Source organism: Streptomyces sp. NRRL F-4489, assembly GCF_001509485.1.
GTDB lineage: Bacteria > Actinomycetota > Actinomycetes > Streptomycetales > Streptomycetaceae > Streptomyces.
Map to the genome: position 1 here is coordinate 52,405 of NZ_LLZI01000268.1, position 19,878 is coordinate 72,282.

The following is a 19,878-nucleotide window of genomic DNA, read 5'->3' on the forward strand; positions in this document are numbered from 1 at the left end:
CGCCGGGGGCGTCAGGTGCCGGTCGGCGCGGCGGCCGGGAGTTCGTCCTCGGGGACCGAGATGACCCAGTGGGTGGCCTGGCGCGGGCGGAGGTAGACCGCCCAGTAGAGCGTGGCGACCGCGACCAGCCCGCCGGTGATCAGCAGGCTCTTGGCGCTCTGCTGGCACAGCACCCAGGCCAGTACGACGATCAGCAGCGCGGGGATCACCGGCCACAGCGGCATCCGCCAGGCGGGCCGGTGCTTGTGCTCGCCGCGGCGGGAGACCAGCGCGCCGAGGGCGACGAAGACGTACATTCCGGCGACCGCGACCCCGGTGACCTCGTTGAGGGTGTCCAGGGTGGCGAAGCAGAGCCCGGCGCCGGGGACGCCGACCGCGAGGGTGGCGGCCCACGGGGAGCCGAAGCGCTTGCCGACGTGCGAGAAGATCTTGTTGACCGGGGTCGGCCAGGCGCCGTCGCGGGCGGAGGAGAAGACCACCCGGGAGTTCTGGATCACCATCACGATCGCCGCGTTGATGATCGCCAGGGCGATGCAGAGGCTGACGAAGGTGCCGATCGCGGAGTTGCTCCAGCTCTGCACCATGCCGGCCACGTCGCCGGCGCCGAGGGTTTTGAGGTCGGGGGCGCCGAGGGTGATGGCGATGACCGGGACGAGGACGACGGCGGCGCCGATGGCGAGCGTCCACAGGACGGTGCGGGAGACGTTGCGGCGCGGGTTCTCCATCTCCTCGGCCAGGTACACGGCGGTGGAGAAGCCCTGGAGGATGAAGAGCGCGGTGGCCAGGCCGGTGATGATCAGCCCGCCGGTGACCGCCGTACTGGTGCCGTGCCCGCTGTCCATCACGGGGTGGATGAGGGTGGCGGCGGAGCGGTGGGTGTGGGTGAAGCCGAGGAACGCCACGACCGCGGCGGCCACCACCTCCAGGACGAGGAAGATGCCGGTGATCCAGGCGTTGGCGCGCAGATCGAGCAGGCCCATGGCGGTGGCCAGCAGCATCACCGCGGCGGCGGTCATCTGCTTGTCGAGGTGGACGACCGGGGCGAGGTAGTCGGCGGTGCCCAGCGCGATGATGGGCGGCACGATCATGACAACGATCAGCGAGAGGATGAAAACCAGCCATCCGGCGAGCCGGCCCATCAGGGTGCCGACCATCGCGTACTCGCCGCCGGAGCTGGGGACCAGGGTGCCCAGTTCGGAGTAGGTGAAGGCGACGCCTATGCAGAGCAGCCCGGCGATGGCGATGGTGAGCGCCGTACCCGTGCCGAGGGTGGCGAACGAGTCCGGCACGATGACGAAGAGCGAGGACGCCGGGGTCAGGCAGGACAGGGTGAGCAGGGTGCCGCCGACCACACCGATCGACCGGGTGAGTTTGGGGCTGTCCGCCGGTGTCGCGCCCCGGATTTCCGGGGCCGCGGGGGCGGGAGCGACTGGCGTGGTAGGCATATCGGTCATCCGTGTCCCATCGGTGCAGGAGGGCAGGAAGCGGCACGGTCACGGGGGTGCGTGCCTGGTCGAGCGGCCGTGTCGGATGACTGCGCGGGGCCGCTGCGGTGACCGGAATACAACCTCCGCGGGCCCCTCCCGTCAAGGGTTCGTTAAGGCTGTATGGCAACGGAATCCGCAGCCGATCAACCACATGGCGGCCCTATCCACGGCTTTCTTCCACGATCTGCGCGGATTTCGCGGGAGGTTGGGGTTCTGCGGATTCTTCCGCCCCGGCGGACGGCGAATTTCGCGGGCGGCGGCCGTGCCCGGCGGGCGTCAGTCCGCGCTGCCCCGGATCCGGGCGATCAGCAGCGCCACGTCGTCGTGGTCGTTGCCGTGCCGCAGCTCCCCCAGGAGGCGGTCGCACAGCTCCTCCAGCGGCCGCTCGGGCTCGGCGAGCAGCGCCAGGAAGCGGTCCAGCCGGGTGTCGATGGCCTCGTCGCGGGTCTCGATCAGCCCGTCGGTGTAGAGGACCAGCTGATCGCCGGGGCGCAGCTCCACGGTGGTCTGCTCGAACGCCACCGCGCCGACGCCGCCCACGCCGAGCGGGGCGCCGGTGGGCAGGTCCAGCAGCTCCGGCGGGCGGCCGGGCCGGACCACGACCGGCGGGAGGTGGCCGGCCACCGCGATGGTGCACTCCTCGCGGTGCGGGTCGTGGACGGCGTACAGGCAGGTCGCGAAGGCCGGGTCGAGGCCGCCGGCGATGTGGTCGAGGTGGCGCAGCACCTCGTCGGGCGCGAGGTCGAGATCGGCCAGCGCGCGGGTGGTGGTGCGCAACTGGCCCATGGTGGCGGCCGCGTTGAGGCCGCTGCCCATGACGTCGCCGACCACCAGCGCGGTCCGGTCGCCGGGCACCGGGATCACGTCGAACCAGTCGCCGCCGACCTCGCTGGCCGCCTGCGCGGGCTGGTAGCGGTAGGCGATGTCCATGCCCGAGGGGCGCGGCGGGCGGTGGTTCATCAGATGGCGCTGGAGGGTCAGCGCGGTGCGGCGTTCGCTCTGGTACGAGCGGGCGTTGTCGATGCAGACGGCCGCCCGGGCGGCGAGTTCGACGGCCAGCACCACATCGTCGTCGTCGAACGGCAGCGGATTGTCCAGCCGGTAGAGGGAGAGCGCGCCCAGCACCTCGCCGCGGGCGATCAGCGGCACCGCCAGATAGGAGTGCAGTCCGCAGGTGCGCAGCAGCTCCGCGCCCTGCGCGTCGGCGGCGATATGCCGCAGATCGTCCGGGCCGACGTCGGCGACCAGCACCGGCCGGGCCTCGGTGACGCAGCGGGTGATCAGCCGCTCGGTCTCGTACGCGGCGAGCTGACCGGTGGGGTCGGCGGCCCGGACGGCGGGGGTGCGGCCGGTCGCGGCCACCGCCAGCGCCTGGAAGCGGGCCGGGCCGCCGCGGCCCGGCGGACTGGGCCGGCGGCCCTCCAGGACGGCTTCGAGCACGTCGACGGCGGCCAGGTCGGCCAGCTCGGGGACGATGACGTCGGCCAGCTCCTGCGCGGTCCGGCCGACGTCGAGGGTGGTGCCGACGGTCGCCGAGGCGTCCGCGATCACCGCCAGCCGGCGGCGGGCGCGGGCCGCCTCGGTGGCCGCCCGGTGCTGCTCGGTGACGTCCACGACCGAGGTGGCCAGGCCCAGCACCCGGCCCTTGGCGTCCTCCAGCCGGTAGTACGACACCGACCACGCCTGGTCGGCGTCGGGGTGGCTGGCGGTGCGGCCGATGGAGAAGTCGTCCAGCAGCGGCCGGCCGGTGGTCAGCACCTGCCGCATCCGCTCCTCGATGCCCTCGGTGTCCAGGAACGACAGGGCCTCCCGGACGTGCCGGCCGATGTGCCGCTCGGCGGGCAGCTCGTTGATCCGCTCCAGCGCCGGATTGACCATGACGAACCGCAGATCGGTGTCGAGCACGGCGAGCCCGATCGGCGACTGGGCCACCAGCCGCACCGACAGCGCCAGGTCCCGCTCGACCTCGCGCAGCACCGCCTGGTCGGTGGCGATGCCGAGCGCGTAGCTGGCGCCGTGCTCGTCCTGGAGGCGCATATTGCGGAACTCCACCAGGCGGGTGGAGCCGTCCTTGCGGCGGACCGGGAAGACCCCGGCCCAGCTCTCGCCGCTCGCCATGACCTCGGCGAACAGCCGCAGCACCAGTTCGACGTGCTCGGGGTGGACCAGCAGCCGGACCGCGGGCCGGCCCAGCGCCTCCTCCGCGCGCCATCCGAAGAGCTCCTCGGCCTGCGGGCTCCACAGCGCGATCCGGCCCTTGGCGTCGAGCATGACCGCGGCCACGCCCAGGACGTCGAGCAGGCCGCCGGGCTGCGCCGGGCCGGCCCCGGCCTGGGCAGCACTCTCGGGGAACGCGTCGGTCGCACCCATCCAGGCACTCCTTCCGCCGGTCGCCTTCGGACCGACAGCCGTGGCGCTCCGTGCACGGCGTGGTCGTGCCGTGCTGCCGCTGCCCTCCATCATCTCTCGACACCGGACGGACCCGCAGGCAGAGGTGGGTCCACCAGGGGTGGGACCGAACCGGATGGAGCATTATGGGCAGCTGTCCCCCGGGTGGGCGACCGGGTTGGCGATATTGATCCATTGCTCCGCACCCGCCCGGGATCGGGGACAACGCCCGCCCTCGCGCTCCCGACTTGGAGATGTCGATCTCTTGGGACTACCCTTTGATTAGTTGCTGGAGGCAACCAATATTCGTTTGACGCGCCCCTGGCGTACCCCCACGTACGCCGCGGGGCCAGGAGGAAGCCCTCGATGCCCATTTCCGACCAGCCGTTCCGCACATACGTGGAGGAGAACCTCGATGCACTTAACCGCGAACCGGGGCGCGAGGCCCTGGTCCACCAGGGCCGCCGGGTCACCGCCGGCGAGTTCCGCGCCCTGGTCCTGCGGATGGCCCGCGCGCTGCGCGACCGCGGTATCGGCCGCGGCGCCACCGTCACCCTGCTGAGCGGCAACCTCCCCGAGACGCTCGCCGCCCGCTACGCCGCCAACCTCGTCGGCGCCCGGGTGAACCACCTCTACAACAAGCTCTCCGCCGAGTCCCAGGCCGCGATCGTCCGCGATGTGGAGACCCGCGCCCTGATCGTCGACCCCCGGCTGGCCGAACGGGCCGCGGAACTCGCCGAGTTGGCGCCCGTCGCGGACATCCTGATGCTCGGCCCGGCGAAGCTCGGCGCCGACCTGCTGGAGCTGGCGGCCGGGCAGAGCGACGAACCGCTCGCCACCTCCGCCCGCCCCGAGGACATCTGCACCATCCGCCACACCGGCGGCACCACCGGCCACCCCAAGGGCATCTGCACCACCTTCGAGCAGGTCCGGTGGTTCCAGGGGTCCGGCACCGCCAGCTGGTGTGCACCACCCTCGCCCACGCGGCCGGCTACATGGCCGACACCGTGCTGTACTCCGGCGGCACCGTCGTCCTGCACGACGACTTCGACCCCGCGGAGGCGCTCGCCACCATCGAACGCGAGCGGATCACCGCGCTCTTCCTGCTGCCGCCGCTGCTGTACCAGCTCATGGACCACCCCAACCGGCCGGGCACCGACACCTCCAGCCTTCGCATGCTCACCTACGGCGGCTGCCAGGCGTCCCCGGCCCGACTCGCCGACGCGGTACGGGCGTTCGGCCCGGTGCTGGTACAGGGCTACGGCCAGAACGAGGCCGGCGGCATCAGCGTGCTGACCCCCGAGGACCACGACCCCGAGCGCCCCGAGCGGCTGCGGTCGGCGGGCAAGGTGCTGCCCCACGTCGAGGTGGCGATCCGCGACACCGACGGCCGCGATCTGCCGCCCGGCGAGCACGGCGAGATCTGCGTCCGCTCCGCCATGATCATGCAGGGCTACTGGAAGCAGCCGGAGCTGACCGCCGAGGTGCTGCGGGACGGCTGGCTGCACACCGGTGACGTCGGATTCCTCGACGACGAGGGCTACCTGACCATCGTCGACCGGCTCAAGGACATGATCGTCGTGGTCGGCGGCCATGTGTACACCACCGAGCTGGAGGACCTGCTGAACTCGCACCCGCAGGTACTCCAGAGCGCCGTCTACGGCGTCCGCGACGCGGACCGGATGGAGCGGGTGCACGCGACGGTGGTGCGCACCCCCGGCGGCGACGTGGACGCGGAGCAGCTGCGGGCGATGGTGCGCGAGGTGCGCGGCGCGATGTACGAGCCGGCCCGGATCGCCTTCGCCGACGCGCTGCCGCTGACCGACGCGGGCAAGCCGGACAAGAAGGAACTCCGGCGCCGCGCCGAGGAGTCGGGCGCCGCGGCCGCCTGATCCCGGCCTGGTCCGGGGGCACCGGACGACCGGCAGCGGCGGGCCGCCGCAGTGCTGCACGGCGGCGGCCCGCCGGGTCGCGTCCGGTCAGAACCACCAACCGAACAGGCCGTGCAGAAGGCGCCCGAGCAGCCCGAACTCACGGCCCTCGCACCCCTCTCGGCCGAAGTGCCCGGACTTGCCGTGGTGGCCCTCGCGGCCCTCGTGGCCGAACCGGCCGAAACCTTCGCGGCCGCCGAAGCCTTCGCGGCCACCGAAGTTCTCACGGCCGCCGAAACCGAAGAAGCCGCCGCACTCGTCGTGCCGGTGGTGGCCGACATTGCGGCCGTGGTGGCCATGCCGGCCGTGGTGGCCGTGGCCACGGCCGTGGTCGCCGCTGACCGCGACGGACTGGCCCTGCGGGGCGGCCTGGGCCATACCGGCGAGCGGTACGACGGTGGCGGCGGCGAGCGTCGCGGCGGCCAGGGAACGGCCTATGTACTTGCGCATTCGTTTCTCCTGGTTGGCAGGAAATCGGACACGGGATGGGTACCTCGCGGTGTCCGTTTCTCCGCAGGCGCGGCGATCCTCCACTCCAACGGCCCTCGGGATTGCTCCGATCGGGGCCGCTCAGGGGGCCCGCCGGGGGGTGTCAGCGCCCGCGCGCCCGGCTGGGCTGCACCCGGGACGGCTCACCGGGCATCTTCGGATGGTCCGGCGGATAGGGCAGATCGCCCAGCCCGTCGTCGGCGGCCTGCCGGTCGGCCAGCTCCAGCAGCGGTTCCAGGCCGAAGGCGTGCCCGGCCATGTCCGCGTGGACGTCGCCCAGCTCGGCGTAGCGCGCCGGGACGGTGAGCAGGTCGAAGTCCTCCGGCTCGGCGTCCGGCAGCTCCTCCCAGCGCAGCGGGGTGGAGACCGTCGCGCGGGGGCGGGCGCGCAGCGAGTAGGGCGAGGCGATGGTGCGGTCGCGGGCCATCTGGTTGTAGTCGACGAACACCTTCCGGCCGCGCTCCTCCTTCCACCACGCGGAGGTCACCAGCTCCGGCAGCCGCCGCTCCATGGCCCGGGCCACCGCGATCGCGGCCCGCCGGACCTCGGTGAAGGTCCACTCCGGGCGGATCGGCACATAGACGTGCACCCCGCGGCCGCCGGAGGTCTTCGGCCAGCCGCGCAGCCCGTACCCGGCCAGCAGCTCGCGCAGGCCGCGGGCGACCTCGACGGCCTCGGCGAACCCGGTGCCGGGCTGCGGGTCGAGGTCCAGGCGCAGTTCGTCGGGGTGCTCGGTGTCGGCCCGGCGGACCGGCCAGGGGTGGAAGGTCAGGCAGCCGAGGTTGGCCGCCCAGATGACGGCGGCCGGTTCGGTGGGGCAGATCTCGTCGGCGAACCGGCCGCTGGGGAAGGCGATCCGGGCGGTGGGCAGCCAGTCCGGCAGCCCCTTCGGGGCCCGCTTCTGGTAGAAGAACTCGCCCTCGACGCCGTCCGGGAACCGCTGCATGGTGGTCGGCCGGTCGCGCAGTCCGCGCAGCACCCCGTCGGCCACCGCCAGGTAGTAGCGGGCGACGTCCAGCTTGGTGAAGCCGCGCTCGGGATAGTAGATCTTGTCCGGGTTCGTCACGCGCACCGCGCGCCCCGCGACGTCCAGCTCCTCCACCCGTCCTCCGGCCATGCCTCCACGCTAGGGTCCGCCCGGTGCCGCCGCGCGCCGGGCGTGCGGGCCGCCGGTCCGCCCGGCGCGCGGGAACGGCCCGCGGCCCGCAGGATCGGGAGCATGGACCTGCCCGTGATGCCCCCGGTCTCCCCCATGCTCGCCAAGCCGGTCACCACGATCCCGGACGGGATGCAGTACGAGGCCAAATGGGACGGTTTCCGCGTCATCGTCTTCCGGGACGGCGACGAGGTGGAGATCGCCAGCCGCACCACCAAATCGCTCAGCCGCTACTTCCCCGAGGTGGTCGCGGCGGCCCGCACCGAGCTGCCGCCGCGCTGCGTGGTGGACGGCGAGATCGTCATCGCGCACGACGGCCGGCTGCACTTCGAGGAACTCCTGGAGCGCATCCACCCGGCCGACTCCCGGGTCCGCACCCTGGCCGCCCGCACCCCCGCCTCGCTCGTCGCCTTCGACCTGCTGGCGCTGGACGACGCCGCGCTGCTGGCCGCGCCGCAGACCGAGCGGCGCCAGGCGCTGGTCGAGGCGCTGCGCCCGGCCCGGCCGCCGGTGCACACCGCGCCGGCCACCACCGACCGGGCCGTCGCCGAGCACTGGTTCGCGCAGTTCGAGGGCGCCGGGCTGGACGGGGTGATCGCCAAACCGCCGCACCTGCCGTACCGGCCCGGCGACCGCGCGATGTTCAAGGTCAAGCACGCCCGCACCGCCGACTGCGTGGTCGCCGGCTACCGGCTCCACAAGAGCGGTCCGGTGGTCGGCTCGCTGCTGCTGGGCCTGCACGACGCCTCCGGGCACCTCCAGCACGTCGGGGTGTGCGCGTCGTTCCCGATGGCCCGGCGGCGGGCGCTGGTCGAGGAGCTGGCGCCGCTGCGGATGGCCGACGCCGCCGGCCACCCCTGGGCGGACTGGGGCGACGAGGCCGCGCACACCGCCCGCCGGATACCGGGCGGCCCGAGCCGGTGGAGCGGCGGCAAGGACCTGTCGTGGGTGCCGCTGCGCCCGGAGCGGGTGTGCGAGGTGGCGTACGACCACATGGAGGGCAGCCGGTTCCGGCACACCGCGCAGTTCCGCCGCTGGCGGCCCGACCGTACGCCGGAGAGCTGCACCTACGCGCAGCTGGAGGAGCCGGTGGGCTACGACCTGGGGGAACTGCTGGGCGGCTGACCGAACGCGACCGCGGCGGCGGGCCGGTCAGCCGTCCGGCGGCCAGCTGCGCCGCCGCTCCCCCGGCGCCAGCCGGTCCACCACCTCGGCCAGCTCCTGGCACGCCTGCTCGACCCGCCGCCGGATGGCGTTCTGCTCGGTGACGATCGCCGACAGCAGCAGCGCGGTGAGCGCGGCGGAGGCGTTGAGCGCCTGGAGGTTGACCATCGCCTCCAGCAGGCTGCGGCCGGTGAACGGCCCGTACCGGCCGGTGGCCGCGCTGATCGCGAAGACCGACATCACCAGCACGCACGGCGTCGCCCCGATCAGCTGGAACCGCAGCGCCGCCCACACGATCACCGGGAAGACCAGGAACAGCACGGCCAGCGTGGACCACGTCACCAGCAGCGACACCGCCACCGTGGCGGCCAGCAGCGCCGCCGCCTCCGCCCAGCGGTACAGCGGGATCGCCCGGGGCGGCCGGACCGTCCGCAGGGCGAGCAGCAGCGGGGTGACCACCAGGACGCCCATCGCGTCGCCCGCCCACCAGGACGCCCAGGTGGGCCAGAAGTCGCGGGCCGGCAGCGCCCCGGTGAGCACCTGGGTGCCGCTGCCCAGCGTCGCGCTGAGCACCATCGCGGCGAACGCGCCGAGCGCGACCAGCGCCACCCCGTCCCGCAGCCGGTCCAGTTCGGTGCGGAAGCCGGCCCGCCGCAGCATCAGGCAGGCGCACACCGGCGCGAGCGTATTGCCGGCGATCACGCCGAATCCGGCCAGGTCGAGGCGGGTGAGGGTGGAGATGACCAGCAGGGTGCCGAGCGCGATGCCCGGCCACATCCGCAGGCCCAGCAGGAGCAGGCAGCTCACCGCGATGCCCGTGGGCGGCCACAGGGGGCTGACCACCGCACCCGCGACCACCACCTGCTCCAGCAGCCCGATCTTCGCGGCCCCGTAGTAGACGGCGGCGAGTACGAGGTTCCCCAGGACCGCAGGAGCGGCCCGACGGATGTCCCCGGTGCGCACCACGTCAGCCATCAGACAACGCCGGCGGCCGGGCGCCGGACGCGACACGCGCGCGGTGGCCCGCGCTTCACCCGGCCCCGCGCCCGTCCCCGCCGTGGCGCAGCACGATCACCGCGGCGTCGTCGGTGTGCCCGGTCAGTTCGGCGACGCACATCACCGCGGCGGCGATCTCGTCCGGGTCGTCCCCGGCCCGGGCGCTGACCACGCGGGCCACCTGCGCCAGCCCGGCCTCGATCGGGAACGAGGGGCCCTCGATGACCCCGTCGGTGAGCAGCACGAACGTGCCCGCCGCGGTGAGCCGGCGGCGGGTGACCGGATAGCGCTGCCCGGGCAGGACGCCCAGCGGGAGGCCGCCGGGGTCCTCGGCCACGCCCCAGCGGCGGTCGGTGGTGGCCCAGACGCCGGGGACGTGCCCGGCGCGGGCGCTGGCCAGTTCCCGGGTCGCCGGGTCGTAGCGGACGAAGGTGCAGGTCGCGAAGAGTTCGCAGTCGATGGAGAGCAGCAGGTCGTTGGCGCGGCTGAGCACTTCACCGGGGTCGGGGGCGTGCGCGGCGACGGCCCGCAGGCCGATCCGGATCTGCCCCATGAAGGCGGCCGCCTCGACGTCGTGGCCCTGGACGTCGCCGACCGAGAAGGCCAGCGACCCGTCCGGCAGCGGGAAGCCGTCGTACCAGTCGCCGCCGATGGCCAGGCCGTGCCGGGCCGGGGCGTAGCGGGCGGCGGTGCGCAGACCGGGCAGCTCGGGGAGGGCGGCGGGGAGCATCTCGCGCTGGAGGACCTCGGCCAGCTCGACCCTGGCGCGCTGGAGCTCCGCGCTCTGGCGCGCCTGGGCGGTCAGCCGACCGAGCGTGGTGAGCAGATCGTCGGCGCTCGCCGGCCGCGGGGGACGACGCCGCAGCATGCGCCCATCATATTTCCGGGGTCCGGCCCCCGCTTGGCGGCCGTTTGGTGCCCGGCGGCGCCGGGGTCAGACGGCGGGCCGCCGGGCCGCGGCCAGCTGGGCCGCGCCGGACCGCACCGCCCAGAAGAACACCGCCAGCGCGACGGCGGCCACCGCCAGCGAGTCGTACGGGGCGGGCAGCCGGCCGGAGCCCTTGAAGGTGCCCAGCCAGGACAGCGCGGTCAGCGCGAGGAGGTGGACCACCAGCCAGGCGCCGGTGCGGAGTTCGGCGGTGAGCGGGCGGCGCGGTCCGGCGCCGTCGCGCTCCGCGGCCCCGGCGCCGGGCCGCCGCATCACCAGGAAGAGCACCACCCCGGCGAGGACCAGCGGCAGCGCCAGCCGCAGATCGTGCCAGCCCGACCAGTAGACGAACTCGCTGGACACCACGAAGCTCAGCGGCGCGATCCAGCGCAGCCCCGGCACCCAGCCGGCCGTCCCGCCGCCCTCCTCGGTGCGGAAGACCGCGACGGCGACCGCGGACGCCGCGTAGATCAGCAGGTACATGTCGCCCATCACGCTGACGATGTCCTGCCAGCCGCCGAACGGCAGCAGGAACAGCACGATCACCACGAGGTTGACCGCCAGCGCCCGGCGCGGCATGCCGGAGCCCGCGTGGACCTTCATGAAGTAGCGGGGGATGGTGCCGTTCTTGGCGAGCGCGTAGGTGTGCCGGGCGTCGAGGGCCACGCCCACGTAGGCCGAGCCGCCGGGCGAGAGGACGGCGTCGGCGTAGAGCAGGCTGGACAGCCAGTGGAGGTTGAGGATCAGCGCCAGCTGCCCGAACGGCGAGTCGAAGGAGACGCCCTTCCAGCCGCCGCCCAGCAGGTGCTCGGGGACGGTGAAGAGGTACGCGATCTGGAGCGCGAGGTACATCAGGACGGCCAGCCCGATACCGGCCAGGACGGCCCAGGGCAGGGTGCGGCGCGGGGCGCGGGTCTCGCCGGAGAAGTCCAGCGGGGCCTGGAAGCCGTTGACGGAGTAGACGATGCCGCCGCCGGCCAGCGCGGTCAGGCAGGCGACGTAGCCGTACGGGGCGAAGCCGCCGTGGTCGGTGAGGCGGCCGGCGTGCCAGCCGGAGGCGATCAGGGCGAGCACGGTGGCGACCGGGACGGCGATCTTGAAGACCGAGACCAGGGTGTTGAGGCGGGCGAAGAGCTTGACCGCGAACCAGTTCAGCGCGGTCAGCAGCACACTCAGCCCGGCGGCCAGGCCCAGTCCGGCCGCGGTGAGGGTGTGGCCGTTGTAGAGCCCGGGGAGGTAGTGCGCGGTGTACTGCATGATCGCGCTGATCTCGGCGGCGGTGCCGCCCACGGACAGCAGCACCGACCAGCCGACGAGGGTGCCGACCAGCCGCCCGCTGGCGAACAGCGGCCAGCGGACGGTGCCGCCGCCCTCCGGCCGGGACGCGCCCAGTTCGATCATGACCAGGGCGACCAGCCCGCACAGCAGGCCCGCGCCGACCCAGGACAGCAGCGCGGCGGGCCCGGCGGTCTGCGCGGCGTACATGGCCGCGAACAGCCAGCCGGAGCCGACGATGTTGGAGAAGCCGATCCCGGTCAGTCCCCAGAACCCCAGGTCCCGCCGCAGCCGGCGCTCCTGCGCCCGCACCTCGGGCACATCGGCCCCCGCGGCCTCGCCCGCCACCTGACGTCCCGCCACCGAAACGGCCTCCTCGACTCGCTGTCCTCGCTGGTCAGCGACCCTACGCGATGGATCGGCGCGGGCGGGCGGCCGAATGTTGCGGCCGTGTGAAGCGTGTGTGGCGGTGCGGTCGGGAGCCCCGGTCGGGGCCGGGGCCGCGCGGTCAGCCGCAGGTCCAGCAGCCGGCCCAGCAGGCGCACCGGGCGCGGTGGTTGCGCAGCTGGCGGTCGGTGAGCCCGTCGCCGCCGAAGTCGGTGGCGCCGTCGTCGGCGGCCGCCGCGCGGGCCAGGGCCAGCCGGCCGAGCAGGATGACGGTGAGCGCGGCCAGCTCCTCCGGTTCGGCACGGCCCCGGACGATGCGCAGCGGGATCTGTGCGGGCTCTTCGGTCGTCACCCCGCCGACGCTAGGAGCGGTCCGCCGCGGCGGCGCGGGCGCCTGCGCCGTTCGGCGGCCGGACGGCCACCCCAGGCGTGATTTCGGTGGGCCCGGCCGTGTTGCTCCCGGCGGCGGCCGGGCGCGCGGCGAGGATCGCGCAGCAGTGACGTGCACGGACACCGGCGGCGGATGACGCAGTGGGGATGGCGGGCGATGAGATGTGAGCGGACCGGCGACGAGCGGGACCTGGCGCAGGACGGCGGGCGGCGGGGCTTCCTGAAGTACGCGGCCGGGGTCGCGGGGGCGGCCGCGGCCGGCGCGGCGGTGCCCGGCGAGGCGGTGGCCGCCCCGGCGGGCCCGCCGTCCGGGGACCGCGCGGTACGCCGCGCGCCGGACGGCCGGGAGCTGCCGCCGGACCGGGTGCCGTTCCACGGCCGCCACCAGGCCGGCATCCTCACCCCGCAGCAGCTCTTCGCCGGATTCGCGGCGTTCGACGTGCTGGTGCAGAACCGCGCGGACCTGACCGGGCTGCTCAAGACGCTGACCGAGCGGGTCCGGGTGCTGTCGGCCGGAGTCAAGCCGAAGGACGAGCGGACGGCCGCGGAGCCGCAGACCCCGGACTCGCTGACCGTCACGGTCGGGTTCGGGGCGTCGCTCTTCGACGACCGGTTCGGGCTGGCCGGGCACAAGCCGCGGCATCTGAAGGCGATGCCGGCGTTCCCCGACGACCGATTGGAGCCGGCCCGCTGCCACGGCGACCTGTCGGTGCAGGTCTGCGCCGAGCACCCGGACGCGATCGTGCACGTCCTGCGCGACCTGGGCCGGGCGACGCACGGGATGATGCGGCCCCGGTGGCGGATGGACGCGTTCATGAACCCGTCCCGGCCCTCGGGGTCGCCGCGGAACTTCCTCGGCTTCAAGGACGGCATCGTCAACCCCGACACCGCCTCGGCGCGGGAGCGGGACCGGCTGATCTGGGTGACGCCGCCGTGCGGCGAGCCGGAGTGGGCCGAGGGCGGCAGCTACCAGGTGCTGCGGCTGATCCGCTTCCACACCGAGTCCTGGGACCGGGTCCCGGTGTCCCGCCAGGAGCGGATCTTCGGGCGGCACAAGGCGAGCGGCGCGCCGCTGGGCCGCGAGCGGGAGAACGACGCGCCGGACTACCGCCGCGACCCCCACGGCGACACCGTCCCGCTCGACTCGCACATCCGGCTCGCCAACCCCCGCACCCCGCACACCGACCGGTCCCGCTTCCTGCGCCGCAGCTACAACTACGACCAGGGCTACGACCGGCACGGCCGGATGAACCTCGGCCTGGTCTTCTGCGGCTACCAGCAGAACGTGGAGCGCCAGTTCGCCACCGTCCAGCGCCGCCTGCGCCACGAACCGCTGGCCCGCTTCATCACCCCCGAGGGCGGCGGCTACTTCTTCGTCCTGCCCGGTGTGCGGGACGAGGACGACTGGTTCGGTTCCCGGCTGATGCGCGACACCCGCTGACCGGCGGCCGTACGGCGCACGGAGCCCCGGGCTTCCTCCAGGAGGGGAGGCCCGGGGCTCCGTTACGCCAACGAGCCGAGGAATCACGGCAGTTGGCGTATCGAGCGAGGTGCGGGCGGCGGGAAGGGCTCCGCCGCCCGCACCTGGTTCAGCAGATCCGCGGCAGCTGCTCGCCCAGCGGCAGGTCCACGACCCGGGTGCCGCCGAGCGGGGTCCGGGCCACCACCATGCCGGGGTGCGCGGCGACCGCCTCACCGATGATCGCGGCGTCGGCGCCGAGGGGGTGGGCGCGCATCGCGTCCAGTACCGCGTCGGCGTGCTCGCGGGGGACGAACGCCACCAGCTTGCCCTCGTTGGCGACGTACATCGGATCCAGGCCCAGGACGGCGCAGGCGTTGGCGACGGCCGGCGGGACGGGCACCGCCCGCTCGTCCAGGACCACGCCGGTGCCCGAGGCCGTGGCGATCTCGTTGAGCGCGGCGGCCAGTCCGCCGCGGGTGGGGTCGCGCAGTACGTGCAGGTCGGGGGTGACCGCCAGCATGGTCTGGACGAGCCCGCCGAGCGCGGCGCAGTCGCTCTCGATCTCGACGCCGAACTCCAGGCCCTCGCGGACGCTCATCACGGCCACGCCGTGCACGCCGATGCCGCCGCTGACGATCACGACGTCGCCGGGCACCACCCGCTGCGGGCGCAGGTCCACACCGGGCGGGATCACGCCGATCCCGGCGGTGTTGAGGTAGACCCCGTCGCCGCGGCCGGCCTCGACGACCTTGGTGTCGCCGGTGGCCAGCTCCACCCCGGCGGCCCGGGCGGCGGCGCCCATCGCGTCGGCGACCCCGGCGACCACCGGCATCTCCACGCCCTCCTCCAGGATGAAGCCGCAGGAGAGGTAGGCGGCCCGGGCGCCGCTCATCGCCAGGTCGTTGACGGTGCCGTTGACGGCCAGGTCGCCGATGCTGCCGCCGGGGAAGAACAGCGGCCGGACGACGTAGGAGTCGGTGGAGAAGGCCAGCCGCTGCCCGCCGAGCGAGAAGACCGCGGAGTCGCCGAGCTGGGCGAGGAGTTCGCCGCCGAAGGCGGGTACGAAGATCTGCTGGACGAGTTCGGCGGAGAGCGCGCCGCCCCCGCCGTGGCCCATCACCACGCGCGGGGTCTCGCGCAGCGGGGCCGGGCAGGACCAGCCGGTGATGTCGACGGTGGGCAGGTCGCGGCTCTGCGGGGTGGGGGGCTGGGCGGTGGTGTCAGACAACGGGGGTCGCCTCCAAGGGGGTCGGCGCGGTGCCGAGCCGGCGGTAGAGGTAGTAGGCGGCGCAGGCGCCCTCGCTGGAGACCATGGTGGCGCCGAGCGGGGTGCGCGGGGTGCAGGTGGTGCCGAACGCCTCGCACTCGTGGGGCTTGAGCAGCCCCTGGAGGACCTCGCCGCTGCGGCAGGCGGCCGGTTCGCGGGTGGTGATGCCCTCGACGGAGAAGCGGTGCTCGGCGTCGTAGTCGCGGTAGCGGTCGGCCAGCCGCCAGCCGCTGGCGGGGATGGTGCCGATCCCGCGCCAGGTGCGGTCGGTGACCTCGAAGACGTCGGCGAGCATGGCCCGGGCGGCGGGGTTGCCGTCAGCGCGGACGGCCCGGGGGTAGGCGTTGTCGACGGTGTGCTCACCGCGTTCGAGCTGGCGGACGGTGCGCCGGATGCCTTCCAGGATGTCCAGCGGCTCGAAGCCGGTGACGACGATCGGCACCCGGTGGCGGTCGGCCAGCGCGGGGTATTCCCCGGTGCCCATCACGCTGCACACATGGCCGGCGGCGAGGAATCCCTGGACCCGGCAGCTGGGCGACTCCATGATCGCCTCGATGGCGGGCGGGACCCGGACGTGCGAGACCAGCATGCTGAAGTTGCGGATGCCGAGCTTGCGCGCCTGGTGCACGGCCATGGCGTTGGGCGGGGCGGTGGTCTCGAAGCCGATGCCGAAGAACACCACCTCGCGGTCCGGGTTCTGCTGGGCGGTCTTCAGCGCGTCGAGCGGGGAGTAGACGACGCGGACGTCGCCGCCCTCGCCGCGCACCCGGAACAGGTCGCGGCCGGTGCCGGGCACCCGGAGCATGTCGCCGAACGAGCAGAAGATCACGCCGGGCCGGGAGGCGATCTCCAGCGCCTTGTCGATCACCTCCAGCGGGGTGACGCACACCGGGCAGCCCGGCCCGTGGATCAGCTCCACCTCGTCCGGCAGCAGCTGGTCGATGCCGTGCCGGATGATGCTGTGCGTCTGGCCGCCGCAGACCTCCATCAGGGCCCACGGCCGGGTCACGGTGGCGCGGATCTCGTCCAGCAGCCGCCGGGCCAGCTCGGGGTTCCGGAACTCCTCCAGGTACTTCACTGCGCTGCCTCCTGTGTTTCCTGGCCGGCGGCCGCCGCCCACGGGTCGCCGAACTCCTCCTCCAGCAGCCCGAGTTCGGCGAAGAGCGCCAGGGTCCGGCGGGCCGACTCCTCGTCCAGCCGCTGGAGCGCGAAGCCCACGTGGACGATCGCGTACTCACCGACCGCGAGGTCCGGGACGTACTCCAGGCACACCTCCTTGACCACCCCGCCGAAGTCGACGGTGGCCATCCTGGTGCCGTCCCGTTCCTCGATCTCCATCACCTTGCCGGGCACCGCCAGGCACATGGCTCCTCCTCGTCGTGCGGGTGCGGGAACTGCGGGTCTCAACCGGGCTACGCGCCGCGCCTGCGGGCCGCGACCAGCAGCTGGCCGAGCGCCAGCCCGCCGTCGTTGGGCGGGACCAGGCGGTGCCGGAGCACGGTGAAGCCGTCCTGGCGCAGCGCGCGGGCCGCCGCCTCGGCCAGCAGGGTGTTGGCGAAGACGCCGCCGGTCAGGGCGACGGTCGCCAGGCCGGTGCGCTCGCGGGCCAGTCCGCAGCAGCGCCGGACGAAACCGGCGACGGCGGTGTGGAAGCGGGCCGCGATCCGTTCGGGGCCGGTGCCGGCGCGGAGGTCCTCGACGGCGGCGGCCAGGACCGGGCCGGGGTCGGCCACCAGCGCGGCGCCGCCGCCGGCCGGGGCCCCGGTGCGCAGGGCGAAGGTGTAGCCGGGCCCGCGGTCCCGGCCGGCGGTCCGGGCCGCGGCCTCCAGGGCGGTGGCGGCCTGGGCCTCGTAGCCGGCGTGGTGGCAGATCCCGGTGAGCGAGGCGAGGGCGTCGAAGAGCCGGCCCATGCTGGAGGTCGGCGCGCAGTTCAGATCACGCTCCAACTGCCTTTGCAGCAGCCGCAGTTCGTCCGGCGGGCAGGCGTCGACCGGCGGCAGTCCGGGCGTCCAGGGCAGGCCCGCGGCGTGCAGATGGGCCAGCGCCATGCGGTACGGGCGGCGGACGGCGGTGTCGCCGCCGGGCAGCGGGACGTAGCCGAGCTGGGCGAAGCGGCGGTAGCCGGCGTAGTCGGCGAGCAGGATCTCGCCGCCCCAGATCGCGCCGTCGTCGCCGTAGCCGGTGCCGTCGAAGGCGACGCCGATGACCGGCTGCCGCCCGTCCAGGCCGTGTTCGGCCATCGCGGCGGCGATATGCGCGTGGTGGTGCTGGACCCGGACCAGCGGCCGGCCGGCGGTGTGCCGGGCGGCCCACTGGCCGGTGCGGTAGCCGGGATGGCGGTCGGTGGCGAGCAGCCTCGGCCGGACGCCGGTGAGGGTCTCCAGGTGCGCGCCGGCCCGTTCGAACGCCTGCTGGGTGGCCAGGTCGTCCATATCGCCGATGTGCGCGGACAGCCAGGCCCGGCGCCCCTCTCCCAGGCACAGCACGGTCTTGAGGTCGCCGCCGGTGGCCAGCGCGGGCCGCACCGGGACGGGCAGCGGCACCGGGTACGGGGCGCAGCCGCGCGAGCGCCGGAGGTAGAGCGGTTCGCCGTCGCTGATCCGGACCACCGAGTCGTCGCACGGGACCTGGATCGGCCGGTCGTGGGTGAGCCAGGCGTCGGCCAGCCGGGCCAGCCGCGACAGGGCGTCCGCGTCGTCCGTGACGAGGGGTTCGCCGGCCACGTTGCCGCTGGTCATCACCAGTAGCCGAGGGCCGGGCGGGTCGCCGGGGAGGCCGAACAGCAGGTGGTGGAGCGGGGTGTAGGGCAGCATCAGGCCGAGGTCGGGGCTGCCGGGGGCGACGGCGGCGCAGACCGGGGGCGCGCCGGGCGCCGGGCCGCCGGGGCGCCGGCGCAGCAGCACGATGGGCCGCACCGACCCGGTGAGCAGCGCCCGCTCCTCCGCGCCGATCTCCACCAGCCCTTCCACATCCGCGAGTTGACGGGCCATCAGGGCGAACGGTTTGTCGCCCCGGCACTTGCGGCGCCGCAGCGCGGTCACCGCCCGCTCGTCCCCGGCGTCGCACACCAGGTGGTAGCCGCCCAGGCCCTTGACCGCGACGATCGCGCCGGTGGCCAGCAGCCGCCGGGCGCCGGCCACCGGGTCGCCGGGGACCGGGCGCGGCGGGGCGGACGGGCCGTCCGGCGCGGCGGCCAGCAGCCGCAGCCGGGGGCCGCAGTCGTGGCAGCACAGCGGCTGGGCGTGGAACCGCCGGTCGGCCGGGTCGGCGTACTCTGCGGCGCAGCGCGGGCACATCGGGAAGCCGGCCATGGTGGTCTGCGCGCGGTCGTAGGGCAGCGCGCGGACGATGGTGAAGCGCGGCCCGCAGTGCGTACAGGTGACGAACGGGTGCCGGTAGCGGCGGTCGGCCGGGTCGGTCAGCTCCGCCAGGCAGGCGTCGCAGGTGGCGGCGTCCGGGGCGGCCAGGGTGCGGGCCGGGCCCTGGCCGCTGGAGGGGGCGATGGTGAAGCCGGTGCCGCCGGTGGCCGCGAGGTCCTGGCCGTCCACGGCCTCCACGACCGCCAGCGGCGGCGCCTCGGCGCGCAGCCGGACCGCGAAGCGGCGCAGCGCGCCGGGCGGCCCCTCGACCTCGGCGACCACGCCCTCGGCGGTGTTGCCGACGTGGCCGGTCAGGCCCAGTTCGGTGGCGAGGCCGTGGACGAACGGGCGGAAGCCGACGCCCTGGACGATGCCCCGCACGGTGAACCTGCGGCGGGCGGGGGCCGCCGCGGGGGGCGCGTCGGGCGGCCGGACGGTCATGAGCGGCTCGACCCCACCGCGCCGCGGTCGCCCGCCCGGTCCGCCGGACCGTCGTGCGGGGGGTGCGAGCGGCGGGTCATGACCGGGATGTGGGCCGGGCCGCCGTCCCGGGCGGCCAGCGCCCGGTCCAGGAGGGCGCCGGCGCCCTCGCCGCCGCGCACCGAGGTGCGGACGACCTCGGCGCCGGGGTTGACGCGCTCCACGTTGGCGCGGAACTCCGCTTCGTCGAAGTCCACCGCCGCGGCGATATCGCTCTTGGTGATCATGACGAGGTGGGCCAGGCCGAAGGCGGTGGGGTATTTCAGCGGTTTGTCCTCGCCCTCGGTCACCGAGGCCAGCACCACCCGCAGCGTCTCCCCCAGGTCGTAGGAGGCCGGGCAGACCAGGTTGCCGACGTTCTCGACGAACAGCAGCCGGGTGCCGGCGGGCAGCCAGCCGTCCAGGTGGCCGCCGAGCATCTCGGCCTCCAGGTGGCACAGCCCGTCGGTGAGCACCTGTTTGACGGGGACCCGGGAGCGGGCCAGGCGCACCGCGTCGTTCTCGGTGGCCAGGTCGGCGGTGAGCGCGGCGACCGGGACGCCCCGCTCCCGGGCCAGGGTCAGTTCCCGTTCCAGCAGGGCGGTCTTGCCGCTGCCGGGGCTGGAGAGCAGGTTGACGACCGCGGTGCCGCGGGCCGCCAGGTCCTCGCGGAGGGTGTGCGCGCAGGCGTCGTTCCTGGCGAGCACCGCCTGCTGGAGGTCAAGGACACGGCACATGGG

Annotated in this window: 15 protein-coding genes and 1 pseudogene; 3 read left to right on the top strand and 13 right to left on the bottom strand. The window is 74.4% G+C overall.

All coding sequences use genetic code 11. The features are described 5' to 3' along the window. Positions 1–11: 11 nt before the first annotated feature. Together ADL22_RS28870 and ADL22_RS28875 are read right to left on the bottom strand one after the other, a co-directional pair. Positions 12–1,454 carry an APC family permease gene (locus tag ADL22_RS28870; protein ID WP_066986243.1) on the bottom strand — a complete coding sequence of 481 codons (1,443 nt, stop codon included), beginning with the start codon at positions 1,452–1,454 and terminating at the stop codon, positions 12–14. Between the two features lie 309 nt (positions 1,455–1,763). Further along, positions 1,764–3,857 carry a SpoIIE family protein phosphatase gene (locus tag ADL22_RS28875; RefSeq protein WP_066986246.1) on the bottom strand — a complete coding sequence of 698 codons (2,094 nt, stop codon included), beginning with the start codon at positions 3,855–3,857 and terminating at the stop codon, positions 1,764–1,766. 384 nt (positions 3,858–4,241) lie between these two features. Here ADL22_RS28875 and ADL22_RS28880 point away from each other — a divergent pair. Further along, positions 4,242–5,767, top strand: a pseudogene (locus ADL22_RS28880) (AMP-binding protein). A gap of 87 nt (positions 5,768–5,854) precedes the next feature. Here ADL22_RS28880 and ADL22_RS28885 read toward each other — a convergent pair. Next, on the bottom strand, positions 5,855–6,256 hold the full coding sequence (locus tag ADL22_RS28885) for a hypothetical protein (protein ID WP_066986249.1): 402 nt from the start codon (positions 6,254–6,256) through the stop codon (positions 5,855–5,857). A 142-nt stretch (positions 6,257–6,398) separates the two neighbouring features. Beyond that, entirely contained in the window at positions 6,399–7,412 is a 1,014-nt protein-coding gene (ligD, locus tag ADL22_RS28890; protein WP_066986252.1) for a non-homologous end-joining DNA ligase, read from the bottom strand. Between the two features lie 102 nt (positions 7,413–7,514). Between ligD and ADL22_RS28895 the strand changes: the two genes are divergently transcribed. Then, positions 7,515–8,576, top strand: coding sequence for an ATP-dependent DNA ligase (locus ADL22_RS28895; protein WP_066986255.1), 1,062 nt, complete (start codon positions 7,515–7,517; stop codon positions 8,574–8,576). Positions 8,577–8,603: 27 nt separating this feature from the next. Here the strand turns inward: ADL22_RS28895 and ADL22_RS28900 are convergent, their stop codons facing one another. From ADL22_RS28900 to ADL22_RS28915, 4 genes are all read right to left on the bottom strand, one after another. Continuing rightward, a complete protein-coding gene (locus ADL22_RS28900) occupies positions 8,604–9,581 on the bottom strand; it encodes an MASE1 domain-containing protein (RefSeq protein WP_066986320.1) in 978 nt (325 codons plus the stop codon). Positions 9,582–9,645: 64 nt separating this feature from the next. Further along, positions 9,646–10,479, bottom strand: a complete 834-nt coding sequence (locus tag ADL22_RS28905; protein ID WP_066986258.1) for a PP2C family protein-serine/threonine phosphatase — start codon at positions 10,477–10,479, stop codon at positions 9,646–9,648. Positions 10,480–10,545: 66 nt separating this feature from the next. Then, positions 10,546–12,105, bottom strand: coding sequence for an APC family permease (locus tag ADL22_RS28910; protein WP_234430894.1), 1,560 nt, complete (start codon positions 12,103–12,105; stop codon positions 10,546–10,548). A gap of 217 nt (positions 12,106–12,322) precedes the next feature. Beyond that, the gene (locus ADL22_RS28915) at positions 12,323–12,553 is read right to left on the bottom strand and encodes an acyl-CoA carboxylase subunit epsilon (protein WP_066986264.1); all 231 of its coding nucleotides are present in this window, start codon (positions 12,551–12,553) and stop codon (positions 12,323–12,325) included. Positions 12,554–12,748: 195 nt separating this feature from the next. Here ADL22_RS28915 and ADL22_RS28920 point away from each other — a divergent pair, with 195 nt between their 5' ends. After that, entirely contained in the window at positions 12,749–14,032 is a 1,284-nt protein-coding gene (locus ADL22_RS28920) for a Dyp-type peroxidase (protein ID WP_066986267.1), read from the top strand. Between the two features lie 148 nt (positions 14,033–14,180). Here the strand turns inward: ADL22_RS28920 and hypE are convergent, their stop codons facing one another. The 5 genes from hypE to hypB are packed head-to-tail and all read right to left on the bottom strand — an operon-like array spanning position 14,181 to position 19,875. Further along, positions 14,181–15,281 (bottom strand): hydrogenase expression/formation protein HypE, encoded by a 1,101-nt coding sequence (gene hypE, locus ADL22_RS28925; protein ID WP_066986270.1) that lies wholly within the window; start codon positions 15,279–15,281, stop codon positions 14,181–14,183. After that, positions 15,274–16,398, bottom strand: a complete 1,125-nt coding sequence (hypD, locus tag ADL22_RS28930; RefSeq protein WP_066986273.1) for a hydrogenase formation protein HypD — start codon at positions 16,396–16,398, stop codon at positions 15,274–15,276. The genes hypE and hypD overlap by 8 nt, the downstream gene beginning before the upstream one ends. Next, complete coding sequence (locus tag ADL22_RS28935; protein WP_066986277.1) at positions 16,395–16,685, bottom strand: HypC/HybG/HupF family hydrogenase formation chaperone; 291 nt, start codon at positions 16,683–16,685, stop codon at positions 16,395–16,397. The genes hypD and ADL22_RS28935 overlap by 4 nt, the downstream gene beginning before the upstream one ends. Positions 16,686–16,732: 47 nt before the next feature. Next, positions 16,733–19,120 carry a carbamoyltransferase HypF gene (gene hypF, locus ADL22_RS28940; protein ID WP_066986280.1) on the bottom strand — a complete coding sequence of 796 codons (2,388 nt, stop codon included), beginning with the start codon at positions 19,118–19,120 and terminating at the stop codon, positions 16,733–16,735. Continuing rightward, on the bottom strand, positions 19,117–19,875 hold the full coding sequence (gene hypB / locus ADL22_RS28945; RefSeq protein ID WP_066986282.1) for a hydrogenase nickel incorporation protein HypB: 759 nt from the start codon (positions 19,873–19,875) through the stop codon (positions 19,117–19,119). Before hypB ends, hypF begins: the two co-directional genes overlap by 4 nt. Positions 19,876–19,878 lie beyond the last annotated feature (3 nt).

Bases quoted from the DNA above. Each gene is read 5' to 3' on its own strand.
- hypB (WP_066986282.1), bottom strand. From the start codon at position 19,875: ATGTGCCGTGTCCTTGACCTCCAGCAGGCGGTGCTCGCCAGGAACGAC.
- ADL22_RS28935 (WP_066986277.1), bottom strand. From the start codon at position 16,685: ATGTGCCTGGCGGTGCCCGGCAAGGTGATGGAGATCGAGGAACGGGAC.
- ADL22_RS28895 (WP_066986255.1), top strand. From the start codon at position 7,515: ATGGACCTGCCCGTGATGCCCCCGGTCTCCCCCATGCTCGCCAAGCCG.
- hypF (WP_066986280.1), bottom strand. From the start codon at position 19,120: ATGACCGTCCGGCCGCCCGACGCGCCCCCCGCGGCGGCCCCCGCCCGC.
- ADL22_RS28885 (WP_066986249.1), bottom strand. From the start codon at position 6,256: ATGCGCAAGTACATAGGCCGTTCCCTGGCCGCCGCGACGCTCGCCGCC.
- ADL22_RS28875 (WP_066986246.1), bottom strand. From the start codon at position 3,857: ATGGGTGCGACCGACGCGTTCCCCGAGAGTGCTGCCCAGGCCGGGGCC.
- ligD (WP_066986252.1), bottom strand. From the start codon at position 7,412: ATGGCCGGAGGACGGGTGGAGGAGCTGGACGTCGCGGGGCGCGCGGTG.
- ADL22_RS28905 (WP_066986258.1), bottom strand. From the start codon at position 10,479: ATGCTGCGGCGTCGTCCCCCGCGGCCGGCGAGCGCCGACGATCTGCTC.
- ADL22_RS28920 (WP_066986267.1), top strand. From the start codon at position 12,749: ATGAGATGTGAGCGGACCGGCGACGAGCGGGACCTGGCGCAGGACGGC.
- ADL22_RS28870 (WP_066986243.1), bottom strand. From the start codon at position 1,454: ATGACCGATATGCCTACCACGCCAGTCGCTCCCGCCCCCGCGGCCCCG.